This is a genomic window from Janthinobacterium kumbetense (assembly GCF_023703445.1).
Taxonomy (GTDB): domain Bacteria; phylum Pseudomonadota; class Gammaproteobacteria; order Burkholderiales; family Burkholderiaceae_D; genus Janthinobacterium; species Janthinobacterium kumbetense.
The window spans coordinates 137,059-149,480 of sequence record NZ_JAMQGR010000004.1; the positions used below are offsets into that span (position 1 = coordinate 137,059).

10 protein-coding genes are annotated in these 12,422 nt (G+C 65.7%); 3 read left to right on the forward strand and 7 right to left on the reverse strand.

The window, feature by feature from the left end:
- Positions 1-175 precede the first annotated feature (175 nt).
- Positions 176-2,494 (forward strand): NADP-dependent malic enzyme, encoded by a 2,319-nt coding sequence (locus NCG91_RS14270; RefSeq protein WP_099666388.1) that lies wholly within the window; start codon positions 176-178, stop codon positions 2,492-2,494.
- 53 nt (positions 2,495-2,547) lie between these two features.
- Here NCG91_RS14270 and NCG91_RS14275 read toward each other — a convergent pair whose 3' ends face one another.
- The 4 genes from NCG91_RS14275 to NCG91_RS14290 all read right to left on the reverse strand — a co-directional run bounded on the left by NCG91_RS14275 (position 2,548) and on the right by NCG91_RS14290 (position 9,002).
- Positions 2,548-3,417: a hypothetical protein gene (locus NCG91_RS14275; RefSeq protein WP_251350152.1), complete on the reverse strand. Its 870-nt coding sequence runs from the start codon at positions 3,415-3,417 to the stop codon at positions 2,548-2,550.
- Positions 3,418-3,486: 69 nt separating this feature from the next.
- Positions 3,487-4,323 carry a universal stress protein gene (locus NCG91_RS14280; protein ID WP_251350153.1) on the reverse strand — a complete coding sequence of 279 codons (837 nt, stop codon included), beginning with the start codon at positions 4,321-4,323 and terminating at the stop codon, positions 3,487-3,489.
- Positions 4,324-4,635: 312 nt separating this feature from the next.
- Positions 4,636-5,649, reverse strand: a complete 1,014-nt coding sequence (locus NCG91_RS14285) for a response regulator (RefSeq protein WP_251350154.1) — start codon at positions 5,647-5,649, stop codon at positions 4,636-4,638.
- Positions 5,646-9,002, reverse strand: coding sequence for an MHYT domain-containing protein (locus NCG91_RS14290; protein WP_251350155.1), 3,357 nt, complete (start codon positions 9,000-9,002; stop codon positions 5,646-5,648). Before NCG91_RS14290 ends, NCG91_RS14285 begins: the two co-directional genes overlap by 4 nt.
- Before the next feature lie 297 nt (positions 9,003-9,299).
- Here NCG91_RS14290 and NCG91_RS14295 point away from each other — a divergent pair, with 297 nt between their 5' ends.
- The gene (locus NCG91_RS14295; protein WP_251350156.1) at positions 9,300-10,106 is read left to right on the forward strand and encodes a class I SAM-dependent methyltransferase; all 807 of its coding nucleotides are present in this window, start codon (positions 9,300-9,302) and stop codon (positions 10,104-10,106) included.
- 3 nt (positions 10,107-10,109) lie between these two features.
- On the opposite strand, the gene NCG91_RS14300 is transcribed toward NCG91_RS14295, so the two are convergent.
- From NCG91_RS14300 to NCG91_RS14310, 3 genes are all read right to left on the reverse strand, one after another.
- The gene (locus tag NCG91_RS14300) at positions 10,110-10,610 is read right to left on the reverse strand and encodes a hypothetical protein (RefSeq protein ID WP_034780522.1); all 501 of its coding nucleotides are present in this window, start codon (positions 10,608-10,610) and stop codon (positions 10,110-10,112) included.
- A gap of 64 nt (positions 10,611-10,674) precedes the next feature.
- Positions 10,675-11,421, reverse strand: coding sequence for a M56 family metallopeptidase (locus tag NCG91_RS14305; protein ID WP_251350157.1), 747 nt, complete (start codon positions 11,419-11,421; stop codon positions 10,675-10,677).
- Positions 11,422-11,428: 7 nt separating this feature from the next.
- Positions 11,429-11,845 (reverse strand): GNAT family N-acetyltransferase, encoded by a 417-nt coding sequence (locus tag NCG91_RS14310; protein WP_251350158.1) that lies wholly within the window; start codon positions 11,843-11,845, stop codon positions 11,429-11,431.
- Positions 11,846-11,992: 147 nt separating this feature from the next.
- On the opposite strand from NCG91_RS14310, the gene NCG91_RS14315 reads away from it, so the two are divergent.
- Positions 11,993-12,385, forward strand: a complete 393-nt coding sequence (locus tag NCG91_RS14315; protein WP_077408640.1) for an Imm10 family immunity protein — start codon at positions 11,993-11,995, stop codon at positions 12,383-12,385.
- Positions 12,386-12,422: the final 37 nt, after the last annotated feature.

Sequence of the window (12,422 nt, forward strand, 5' to 3'; positions counted from 1 at the left end):
AAATTCGATAGTTTTTCCTGTTCAGGACGTTTGTGCCGCCGCACGGCCTTACAATGCTAGGTTATGCGTTTTCGTGATATCAGACTGTGGCTAGCGGAAAATACCTAGCTAATTGAAAGAATCGGTCTGATAAAATCCGGAACACCCGATCGACCAAACAGGAAGGCAGCACAGCATGGATTCGTCATCTGATAAAAAAGAAGAATTGCGTCAACAATTGCGCTTGGCCGCACTCGAGTATCACGAGTGCCCGCGCCCCGGCAAAATCAGCGTGACGCCGACCAAACAACTGACCAACCAGCGCGACCTGGCGCTGGCCTACTCGCCAGGCGTGGCCGCTCCCTGCGAAGAAATCGTCATCGATCCGGCAAATGCCTATAAATATACGGCGCGCGGCAACCTGGTGGCCGTCATCACCAACGGCACGGCCGTGCTGGGACTGGGCAATATCGGCCCGCTGGCCGCCAAGCCGGTGATGGAAGGCAAGGGCGTGCTGTTCAAGAAGTTCGCCGGCATCGACGTCTTCGACATCGAGATCAACGAGATGGACCCGGACAAGCTGGTCGACATCATCGCTTCGCTGGAACCGACCTTCGGCGGCGTGAACCTGGAAGACATCAAGGCGCCCGAGTGCTTCTACATCGAGCGCCAGCTGCGCGACCGCATGAAGATTCCCGTCTTCCATGACGACCAGCACGGCACCGCCATCATCGTCGGCGCGGCCATCCTGAACGGCTTGAAAGCCGTCGGCAAGAAGATCGAGGATTGCAAGCTGGTCGTGTCGGGCGCTGGCGCCGCGGCGCTGGCCTGCCTGGACCTGATCGTCGACCTGGGCTTCCCCCTGAAAAACATCTACGTCACCGACCTGGCCGGCGTCGTCTACAAGGGCCGCACGGAACTGATGGACCCGGACAAGGAACGCTTCGCGCAAGACACGCCGCTGCGCACCCTGGCCGAGATCATCCCGGACGCGGACATCTTCCTCGGCGTCTCCGCCGGCGGCGTGCTGAAGCAAGACATGGTGCGCAAGATGGCGCCGAACCCGCTGATCCTGGCGCTGGCCAACCCGAATCCGGAAATCCTGCCGGAAGAAGTCAAGGCCGTGCGCAGCGACGCCATCATCGCCACGGGCCGTTCGGACTATCCGAACCAGGTCAACAACGTGCTGTGCTTCCCGTACATCTTCCGCGGCGCCCTCGATTGCGGCGCCACCACCATCACGCGCGAGATGGAAATCGCCGTCGTGCACGCGATTGCCGACCTGGCGCATGCCGAGCAGTCGGACATCGTGGCCACCACCTACGGCATCAGCAACCTGTCGTTCGGTCCTGAATACCTGATCCCGATGCCGTTCGATCCCCGTTTGCTGATCAAGATCGCGCCGGCGGTCGCCAAGGCGGCCGAGGATTCGGGCGTCGCCACGCGTCCGATCAAGGACTTGCAAGCGTACGCGGACAGCCTGCAGCAATTCGTCTACCGCAGCGGCACCTTCATGAAGCCGCTGTTCCTGATGGCCAAATCCACGCCGGCCGAACTCAAACGCATCGTCTACGCCGAAGGCGAAGAAGAGCGCGTGCTGCGCGCCGTGCAAGTGGTGGTCGATGAAAAACTGGCGCGTCCCATCCTGGTCGGCCGTCCACCGGTGCTCGAAGCGCGCATCCAGAAGTTCGGCCTGCGCCTCAAGCAAGGCGTCGACTTCGACGTCATCAACCCGGACTTCGACGAGCGCTATCGCGATTACTGGAATACGTACTACGCCATGACGAGCCGCAAAGGCGTCACCGAGGAATACGCTAAACTGGAAATGCGCCGCCGTCACACCCTGATCGGTTCGATGATGATCCACAAGGGCGACGCCGACGGCATGATCTGCGGCACCTTCGGCACCACCCAGCTGCACCTGAAATACATCGACCAGGTGCTGGGCAAGCGCGCCGGCAGCAATGTCTACGCCGCCATGAACGTGCTGATCATGCCGGAACGCCAGCTGGTGATGGTCGACACGCACGTCAATGAAAATCCGGACGCCGACCAGTTGGCCGAGATCACCATCATGGCCGCCGAAGAGATGACCCGTTTCGGCCTGTCGCCGCGCGCAGCCCTGCTGTCGCACTCGAACTTCGGTTCCAGCGACAGCGCTTCGGCGCAAAAGATGCGCGCCGCGCTGGCCATCATCAAGGAACGCGCGCCGGACCTGGAAATCGACGGCGAAATGCACGGCGATACGGCCCTCGACAGCAAGCTGCGCCAGAAAATCATGCCGAATTCGGCACTGAAGAACGACGCCAACCTGCTGGTCATGCCGAACATCGAATCGGCCAACATCGCCTACAACCTGGTGAAGACGGCGGCCGGCAACGGCATCGCCGTCGGTCCGATCCTGCTCGGTTGCGCCAAGCCCGTGCACATCCTGACGCCATCGGCCACCGTGCGCCGCATCGTCAACATGACGGCCCTGTGCGTCGTCGACGCCGTGGCGCAGCGCAAAGCCTAAGGGTTTAGCTGCCGCCTGAAAGCCGCGCCATCCGCAAGGAGGCGCGGCTTTTTTTACATGGGCGGCACGGGCAGGGCCGCGGCGGGCGGATGGCGGCGCAGGTAGTAATGGCGGTACAGCATGATCTCGCCCCATACCAGCAGCAGCGCGGCCAGCGCGAACAGGCCCAGCGTGATCTTGAGCGAATTGAAATAGGCGCCGGCTTGCCGTTTGATGGCGTCGATGAAAATCATCGGCACTGACTTGTCGAGTTTGCTGAAGTCGGCATGGCGCGCCACGTCGGTGGTCAGGCGCACGGCCAGGTCGGTGCCCAGCGCGGCCAGCTCGCCCGTCGCCTGGCCACGGAAGTTGGCGCCCTTGAGCGCTTCGCCGAGCAGGCCGACCCTGGCGATCAGCTGTTCCTGCAGCACCTGGGTCAGCAGCACGCTGCCGCGGCGCAGAATGAATTCATTGATCCAGCGCGCCTTGCTGCGTTCCCAGTAGCTGCTGGACGTGGGCTGGTAATACATGCCTTGCACGAACGGTTCGAGCAGGCTGCGCACGCTGATGGGCTGGCCCGGGGCGATCAGCTTGACCTGCTGTTCCAGGTAGACGCGCAGCGCCGGCATCTGCGCCTCGACCACGGGCTGCAAGTCGCGCTCGAGGGCCTGGTTGACCACGCGGTGCACGCTGTGCACGGCGCCAAATCCGGCACCGAGGAGCGGCAGCGCGAGCAGGATCAGCACATAGCTGAGCTTGGCGGCCACATGCCAGGCGCGGGGACGGCGCACCAGCAGGCATTTTCTGGCCAGCTGGTAGCAGATGCCGAGCGCCAGCACGAAGCCGGCCGCGCTGCACAGCAGCATCCACGGCAGGGCGGTCCACAGCAGTTCGCCGCCGAACGGCACCAGGCTATTGCCCCAATTGAGGAGTTGTTGGTTCATGTACATTGCTTTGATATGGATAAACAGGCAAGTATACCCATTGTGCAACGACATGGAGCGCGCTTGGTGTCAGTGCGCCATCAGCACCGGCAAGGTCATCTGGCGCAGCACGGTTTCCGTCACGCCGCCCAGCAGGATTTCGCGGAAGCGCGCGTGGCCGTAGCCGCCCATCACCAGCAGGTCCGCATGCACTTCGGCGGCCATGGCCAGCAGCGCCGCGCCGATGTCGCCCGTGGCGACGGCCGGGCGCACTTCGACGGGCACGCCATGGCGGCTCAGGTAGGCGGCGATGTCGGCGCCCGGATGGCGCGCCGGCTGCGCGTGGCCGACCGGCGGGTGCAGCAGGGCCAGCACCACCAGGCGCGCCGCGCGCAAGAGGGGCAGGGCGTGGCCGATGGCGCGCGTCGCTTCCATGCTGCCATCCCAGGCCACCACGACCGTGTTGTACACCTGTGCGAACTGGCCGCTGCGCGGCACGATCAGCACGGGACGGGCCGCATTCAGCATCACGTAGGGCACCAGGTCGCTCATGGCACCGGGCAAGGCTTCGCTGTCGTCGTGCTGGCTCAGCACGGTCAGATCGCTGTAGCGGGCGCTGACGGCCATGCCGCCATCCTCGTCGTCTTCGATCAGGCGGCGCTCGAGCGAGGCGGCGCCGGCCTGGCGCGCCAGCGTCTCGAACTGGTCCAGCGCCTGTTCCGCTTGCCCGTGCAAGGCCGAAATCTGCGCCGCCACGGCGCCGCCGCGCATGCCGCGGTTGTTTTCCAGGGTAAAGCGCGACATGCCCGTCATGGCGGCGCCGATCAGGTGCGCCTGGTGCGCGTGCGCCAGCCGCGCCGCGATGGCGATGCGCTGCGGCGCATGGCGCGACAGGTCGGCGTGGACGAGGATGGATTTGTAAGCCATGTTGTCACTCGGTAGTCAGGATGGCAACAAGGCTAGAACGGCAACACGGGCAAGTCCAGCATTGCCGTGCTGGCCGGGGCTTTTCTTATGCTGGGCTTGATGTAAGTCAAAAAAAGAGAGGCCAGGGCCATCTGCAAGTGCGCAGCCAGGAAAGTGCAAGCTGTTTGATGTGCATCAAAATGCCTGCTCCGCCGCCAGCCATAATGGCATTGAACTCCTGGCCCCTCCAGTGGTCTGCATCGGCGCCGGCGCCATCTGTCCGGCACTTGCTTGTGTGACGCAACAACGCTGGCCGTGGCGGGAGTTCACTCTTCAAGCGGGCGCGAGGTGTTCCGCTTTCTCTGCCCAGCGCAGCCGGATGGCGTCGATGGCGGGCAGTTCCCCGACAAACAGGTCGACCAGCCGCGCATCGAAATGGCTGCCTTGTTGCGCTTGCAGATAGCCCACGGCGTCCGTCACCGACCACGCGCGCTTGTACGGGCGCACCGAGGTCAGCGCGTCGAACACGTCCGCCACGGCGACGATGCGCCCCGCCAGCGGGATCGCTTCGCCTGCCAAGCCGTTCGGGTAACCGCTGCCATCCCATTTTTCATGGTGCGACACGGCGATGGCGCGCGCCAGCGCCAGCATGCCGCCTTCCGCATGTTCGCCGATGATGTCGCCGCCGATGCGCGCGTGCGTCTGCATGATGCTCCATTCGTCCGCGTCGAGCTTGCCCGGCTTTTGCAGGATGCGGTCGGGGATGCCGATCTTGCCCACGTCGTGCATGGGCGCCGCGTGCAGCAGGTCGTCCGCGGCGGCCTCGTCCATGCCGGCGGCCACGCCCAGCAGGCGTGCGTAATGGCTCATGCGGATCACGTGCAAGCCTGTTTCATTGTCCTTGTATTCGGCCGCCAGGCCCAGGCGCTGGACGATCTGCAGCCGCGTTTCCTTCAATTCATCGATGCGCACCAGCGACAGGTGCGTGCGCACGCGGGCGCGCACGATGGCGGGGCTGAGCGGCTTGGTGATGTAATCGACGGCACCCGCCTCAAAACCGCTCAGTTCGTCGCGCATGTCGTTCAGGGCCGTGACGAAAATGACGGGGATGGCGGCCGTCAGCGGCGCGGCCTTCAGCTGGCGGCAGGCGTCGTGGCCGCTCATGCCGGGCATCATCACGTCGAGCAGGATCAGGGCCGGGCGCTCCTGCTGCGCCAGTGCCAGCGCCCGCGCGCCATCCTTGGCGAACAGCAGCGCATAGTCGTTCTGCAAGATCTGGCGCAGCAATTGCAAATTGGCCGCCTCATCGTCGACGATGAGAATCACGGGCCTGGCTGGTGCATTCATGGGGACTCCGGGGCGTAGGTGTGCAGCAAGTCGTGCAGCAGCGACTGTGCCTGGGGGAAATCAAAGTCGTCGATGGCATGCAGCAGCGGCGCCAGCTCGTCCGCTTGCGCGCCCATGGCGTGCTGCAACTGTGCTTGCGCCGCGTCATCGAGTTCGCCACGCCGCAAGGCGCTTAACAGGGCATTGGCCGCTTGCCGGACGGCGGGCGCGTCGATGGCCGCCGCCGTTGCCGCCGGCAAGACAGGCGGCGCCAGCCGGGCGATGGCGGCCGTTGCCGCCGGCCATTGCGTCAGCAGGGCGCCCAGGATTTCGTCGAGCTGCTGCGCCGTGGCGGGAACGGCACCGGGACCGGCGCAGCATTGCTCCAGCGCCGCCAGGCTGGCGGCCAGTTGCTCCAGTCCCAGGTTGGCGGCCACGCCGCGCAGTTGGTGGCTGTGCGACAAGAGCGCCGCGTGGTCGCGCGCCTCGATGGCGACCAGCAGGGCGGGCGGCAGGCGCGGATGCTCGCGTCCGAAACGGGCCAGCGCCGCGCGGTAGGCGCTGTCGTTGCCGGCCCAGCGCTGCAGGGCGCCCGCATGGTGCAGCACCCGTCCGCCAGCGGGGGGCGGCGCGTGGCTATCGTCGGCCGGGTCCGCCGCCAGGCCCAGCACGCGCGCGATTTCCAGCGCCAGCGCCTGCCATTCGACGGGCTTGGTGGCGAAACCGTCCATGCCGGCCGCCCGCGCCGCCTTGCGGTGCGCTTCGAGCACGCTGGCCGTCATGGCGATCACGGGCACGCGCGGGCGTCCGTCGCGCAGGGCGGCGGCACGGATGGCTTGCGTAGCGGCCAGGCCATCCATGTGCGGCATTTGCAAGTCCAGCAGCAGCACGTCGAAGTCATCCTGCTGCGCCAGCTGCAAGGCTTGCGCGCCATCGCCGGCCGTGACCACCGTGTGGCCACGCTTGCCCAGCAGTAAGCTCAGCAGTTCCAGGTTTTGCGGCACGTCGTCGGCGGCCAGCACGCGCAGGGGCGGCAGGCGCACGCTGCGCCGTTCGCTGGCGGGCAGCGCCGCCTGGCGCGCCGGCAGCAAGGGCAGCATGACGTGGAACACGCTGCCGTGCGGCAAGGCGGCATCGGCCCAGATGCGCCCCTGCATCAGGGTCACCAGCTGCCGGCTGATGGTGGTGCCCAGGCCCGTGCCGCCAAAGCGCCGCGTGGTCGAGGCGTCCGCTTGCACGAAGGGATCGAAAATGGCGTCGCGACGTTCCGCGGGGATGCCGATGCCGCTGTCCTGCACCAGCAGGTGCAGCTGGCCATCGTCGCGGCGCGCCGCCAGGCTGACGGCGCCGCCGGGCGTGAACTTGATGGCGTTGTCGAGCAGGTTGCCCAGCACTTGCCGCATGCGCAATTCGTCGCCATGCAGCATGGCCGGCAGTTGCGGGTCGTACTGCACCTCCATGCGCAAGCCCTTGGCGCGCGCATGGATGCCATACGTGGACGCCAGCTCGTCGACCAGCGCCAGCAGGCTGTAGTCGCGCAATTCCAGCGCCACGGCGCCCTTGTCCAGCTTGGCAGTATCGAGCACTTCGTTGAGCAGGCGCAACAGCGAGCGGCCGGACTGGCGTACGGTATCGAGGTGGCGCCGCTGCTCCGGCGCCAGCGGCGAGTCGAGCAGCACATCGGTAAAACCGAGGATGGAATTCATCGGCGTGCGGATTTCATGGCTCATGTTGGCGACGAAGCTGGCCCGCGTGGCGGCCGCCAGCTCCGCTTTTTCCTTGGCCATGCGCAAGTCTTCCTCCATTTGCCGCCGTTCGCTGATGTCGAGGATGACGCCGTCAACCCAGCGCACGGCGCCTGCCGCGTCGTGCACGACGGTGCCCCGCTCCCACAGCCAGCGCGCCGTGCCGTCCGCATGCAGCAGCCGGTATTCGAGCAGGTAGGGCTCGCCGCTGGCGACGCTGCGGTTGAAGACATCGATGACGTAGGCGCGCTCTTCGCTGGCGATCAGGCCCGTGATGGTGCGGCGCGGCGCCGCGCCGAGAAAGTCGGCGGGCGGATAGCCGGTGATGGCTTCCACGCCGTCGCTGATGAACAGCATGGGCTGGTTTTCCGCCGTGGTGCAGCGAAAGGCGATGCCGGGCAGATTGCCGATCAGCGAGCGCAACTGCTGCTCGCTTTCGCGCAGGGCGGCCAGCATGGCGCGCCGTTCGCTGATGTCCGTAATGAACAGCACATATAAATCCTGGTCGGCCAGGCGCGCGCTGGCCATCGAGCGCTGCACGGCGACGGGGACCCCGTCCTTGCGCAGGTAGACGATTTCCTCGCTGGTGTGGACCGCCTCGCCTTCGCCCGTGCGCAGGTAGTGCAGCAGGCCCTGCTGTTCCGACTGGCGCACGTCGCTGACCAGCAGGCTGACGTGGCGGCCGACAATTTCCGCCGCCCGCCAGCCGAGGATGCGCTCGGCGGCGCCGTTGAAGTCGACGATGTCGCCATGCCGGTCGATGGTGATGACGCCGTCGACCGTGCTCGTCAACAGCGAGCGCGTCCAGTGTTCGCTCTGGTTCAGGTGGCGAAACAGTTCGCGGTAGCGCAAGATGCCCACGGCCGAGGCGACGAGGATCGTCAGGGCGATGGTCAGCAGGGTCACGCTGATCACCAGCATGGGCCGGTTGGCATCGGCATCATTGCCTGGGGGAATCGTCCCCACGAAGCGGGCGGCTTGCATGCCCATGTAATGCATCCCGGCAATCGCGCAACCCATGACGCCGGCGCTGATCAAGGTGCGCCGCGAGGCAGACATGCGGCCGCTCCAGCCGCGCAGGCCGAAGCGTATCCACAGGGCCACGGTGGCCAGCGCCACGGCAACGACGAGCGACAGCGCGAACAGCAGCGGGTCGTAGCGCAGCGACAGGCCCATGCGCATGGCGTGCATGCCCGTGTAATGCATGGCGCCGATGCCCAGGCCCACCAGCAGGCCGCTCCTGAGCAGCAGCGGCGCCGTGACGGCGCGCCGGCTGATGGTGGCCAGGGCCACGAACGAGGCCGCCACGCTGGGCACGATGGATAGCAAGGTCAGGCCCGGATCGTAGGCGACGCTGGTGCCCAGCTCGAAGGCCAGCATGCCGATGAAATGCATGGCCCACACGCCGCAGCCCAGCGCCAGGCTGCCGGCTAGCAGGCACAGCAAGTGCAAGCGGCGGCTGATGCTCGCCTGCGCGCGGCTGTACGCCGTCATCTGGAAGGCCATCCACGACGTGAAAATGGCGATCACGAGCGATAGCAGCACCAGGCCCGGCGCATGCTGGCCGTGGTGCAGCTGGGCCGGGTCGGCGGGCAGGTGGAACAGGTGCTGGACGCTGGCAGGTATCATCGTGGGCAGGCAAAGAGAGCGTCGTGGCGCTGAAAACAGGATCGGGGCCGGCCATCGCTGCGGGTGGCCGATGCAAATGACCTTACCAGATTTCTGGAAACAAATATCTTATTTGTAATTATTTTCTCTGTCGTGCAAGCCGTGCGCAGGCGAAAAAGTGGGGCGTATGCCTTGCCGCACCAAGGGAATGGCGGTGCGGGCGAAGAAGTTTCCGTCAGGAATTGTGTGGTTTTTTTGCAAAGTGCGACGTCTTGCCTTGTGTCATGCTACATTCGCGTCCTGCTTTTTTCTGAAAGGATGACGATGCCTTTAGGTAACAACTTCTTGCGGCATAATCAGCAAGCCTGGGATGCCCAGGCGGCCCGGAACAGTCCCTGGTCGCAGCCCGTCGACAGCGCCACCATCGCGGCGGCGCGCGCCGGACAGTGGCTCATCCACCTGACGCCCGGCCCCTTGCCGGCCGGCTGGTTGGATGACGTGCGTGGCATGCGCATCCTGTGCCTGGCCGGCGCCGGCGGGCAACAGGCGCCCGTGCTGGCGGCCGCCGGCGCGCATGTGACCGTCTTTGATCTGTCTGAGCAGCAACTGGCGCAAGACCGCATGGTGGCCGAGCGCGACGGCTTGCAACTGGTCACCGTGCAGGGCGACATGCGCGACCTGGCCTGCTTCGCCGACGCCAGTTTCGATGCCATCGTCCATCCCGTGTCGAACCAGTACGTGCCCGATATCGCCCCCGTGTGGCGCGAATGCGCGCGCGTGCTGGCGGACGGTGGCGTGCTGTTGAGCAGTTTCTTCAACCCGGCCGTGTTCATCGGCGACCGCGACCCGCAATGGGCGAAGCAGGGCTTGATACGGCCCCGTTTCGTGCTGCCGTACTCGGATGTGGCGGATATGGATGCCGATGCGCTGGCGGCGCGCATGGAAAGGGGCGAGGCACTGATCTTTGGCCACGGCCTGGACAGCCAGATCGGCGGCCAGCTGGCGGCGGGCTTCATGCTGGCGGGATACCACGAGGAAATGCATCCCCACCCGCGCTTTGAAATTGAAAAATACCTGCCCAGCTTTATCGCCACGCGCGCCGTCAGGCTGGCGCGCGCGGGATAGCGGTTAGTTGTAGGGCTGCAAGTCCAGCCAGACGGCATACGACAGGCGCTTGCCATTCCACAGGCCGCCGCCGCGGATGACGGCGTCGCACGAGGTCAGCTGGCCCACCAGGTCCATGCGGCCCAGGTTGCGGCGCAGGCGCAGCGCGTCGTTGTGCGACAGGTAGCCCACCAGCTGGCCATCGATGAAGACGGCGATGGCCTTGTCCTGGAACGGGTTGGCATCGTCGCAGACGAGCAGGGCCAGGCATTTCTCTTCCGCATTGCCGGGACCATGCTCGCCTGCCAGTTTGGCGATGGCGGGCTGGTACATCGATTCGTTTTCCACTTCCGACGCAAAGCGCCCCTCGTCGGTCCAGTGATGCGCGGGGGCGCCCGCAGGAATCGCCGGCACGTACTGGCGCACCGACATGAGCGGCTTGTGCAGCGGTTTGGCGGGCGTGCGGCCGCTGAAGACGTAGTACAGCAGGGCGATGACGATCACGATGGCAAGCAGGTAAAGCATGGTATCTCTCTGATTTCTGAAGGGGAAGCCGGTGGCGCGGGCGCATTGCGCGGCGTTGCCGCTACTATAGCAAGTTCGCCGCCCGGTTCCGGGTAAATCTGGCCATCAGGCGGCGCCGCTGGCGCAGTGCGCGCGGGTCGTTCAGCACGATGGGCGAGGCGCCCGTCAGCCCCGAATAATACTGGCCGTGCTGGCGCAGCACGATGGCATAGTCGCGCAGCGCGTGGCCCTGCGCCAGCATGCGCGCGTCGCAATCGACTTCGATGGCAAAGCGCAGCCGGTGCAGCTGCCACCACAGGGGCACATTCCACGGCATGAGAATAATCAAGGCGTACGCCGCGGCCAGCAGCAGCGGGTCGCGCGCGGCCAGCCGGCATTGGGCGTGCGCCAGCAGCAGCGCTTGTTGCTGGGACGAAATCAATCGCAGCCAGACGGGCATCACGATGCGCGGCCGCAGCAGTCCCGCCACGCAGGGACCGATGCCGCCACTCAAGTATACGGGCGTGCCCAGCAACGATGTTTTCTGCCAGCGGCGCTGGTGCGACAGCAGCCAGACGCTGCGCAGCGCCAGCAGCAGCAACATGCCGCTCGATAGCATGAACCAGCCCAGTTTCAGCTGCGCCTGTTCCGCGGGCATGGCCGCCAGCACGCCGGGCAGCCATGCCAGGGGCACGATGGCGGACGCGGCGATGGCCGCCAGCCACAGCCAGCGCGTCGTGCGCCCGCGCCTTTGCCGCACGCGCTCGGCGCGCCAGGCGGCGGCGCTCAACAGCAGCGCCAGCGCCATGGTGCACAGCAGCCAGGCCGGCATCGGGCGCCTAGCGCTTCAGCGCCATGCCGACGGAGGCGGGCGCCGTGTGCTTGAAACCGAACTGCGCGTACAGGTCTTGCGCCTGGCCATCAGCGATCAGGCTGACATACGCGCTTTCCGGCACGTCGCGATCGATGAACTGGCGGATTTCGCGCATGATCAGCTTGCCTAAGCCCTTGCCCTGGTGGGCCGGCAGCACGGCAATATCGACGACCTGGAAGAAGCAGCCGCCGTCGCCGATGATGCGGCCCATGCCCACCACCTCGTCGCCATGCAGCACTTGCACGGCAAACAGGGAATTCGGCAAGCCCCTGGCCGCGGCATCCTTGGTTTTCGCGCTCAGGCCGGCGGCGACGCGCAGGTGCTGGTAGGTGGCGATGGAAGGGATGGCCAGGCGGGTGGTGTAGGGCGATGCTGCGGTCAAGGCGGTCTCCTGTAGAAATAGTTTGGAGCGGCAATTATAGGCGGCGATGGATTTTCGTGACGGCAGGCTTTATTCATCGCGCGCTATGTCGTCCGTGCCGCTTTTGCGCTATGGTGGCGCCATCCCCATATTTGTTGAAAGCACGCCATGTCCGCAGGATTTACCGCCACCGAGTTGTCCGTCATCAACGAAGACGACGCCCTGATCACCACCCTGGCCGCGCCAGCCGGCAAAGGCGAGCCCGTCTACCTGATGCTGCAGCGCGCCGACGAGTATGACGAGCAGGACGTGGCCATGGGCATGGACGAGCCCTACATCGAATATGGCGGCCAGGAATTTGCCTGGTACGGCCACATGCACGCCGTGATTCTGCATCCGAACCGTTTGTCCGTGCAGATGGATGCCGAGGCCGCCATGCAGATGGACGACGACGGCCAGATCGACGTGCGTTTCAACTTGACGCCCGAGCGCTACGCCCAGCTGCAGCAGGCGCTGCGCACCACGTTCGAGGGCTGCGACTATTATCGCGAAGAACGTTGATCTGCGTGGACGGCACCGGCCATGATGTCGGGTATGC

Bases quoted from the DNA above. Each gene is read 5' to 3' on its own strand.
- NCG91_RS14285 (WP_251350154.1), bottom strand. From the start codon at position 5,649: ATGAATGCACCAGCCAGGCCCGTGATTCTCATCGTCGACGATGAGGCG.
- NCG91_RS14275 (WP_251350152.1), bottom strand. From the start codon at position 3,417: ATGAACCAACAACTCCTCAATTGGGGCAATAGCCTGGTGCCGTTCGGC.
- NCG91_RS14305 (WP_251350157.1), bottom strand. From the start codon at position 11,421: ATGCCGGCCTGGCTGCTGTGCACCATGGCGCTGGCGCTGCTGTTGAGC.
- NCG91_RS14280 (WP_251350153.1), bottom strand. From the start codon at position 4,323: ATGGCTTACAAATCCATCCTCGTCCACGCCGACCTGTCGCGCCATGCG.
- NCG91_RS14300 (WP_034780522.1), bottom strand. From the start codon at position 10,610: ATGCTTTACCTGCTTGCCATCGTGATCGTCATCGCCCTGCTGTACTAC.
- NCG91_RS14290 (WP_251350155.1), bottom strand. From the start codon at position 9,002: ATGATACCTGCCAGCGTCCAGCACCTGTTCCACCTGCCCGCCGACCCG.
- NCG91_RS14270 (WP_099666388.1), top strand. From the start codon at position 176: ATGGATTCGTCATCTGATAAAAAAGAAGAATTGCGTCAACAATTGCGC.
- NCG91_RS14315 (WP_077408640.1), top strand. From the start codon at position 11,993: ATGTCCGCAGGATTTACCGCCACCGAGTTGTCCGTCATCAACGAAGAC.
- NCG91_RS14295 (WP_251350156.1), top strand. From the start codon at position 9,300: ATGACGATGCCTTTAGGTAACAACTTCTTGCGGCATAATCAGCAAGCC.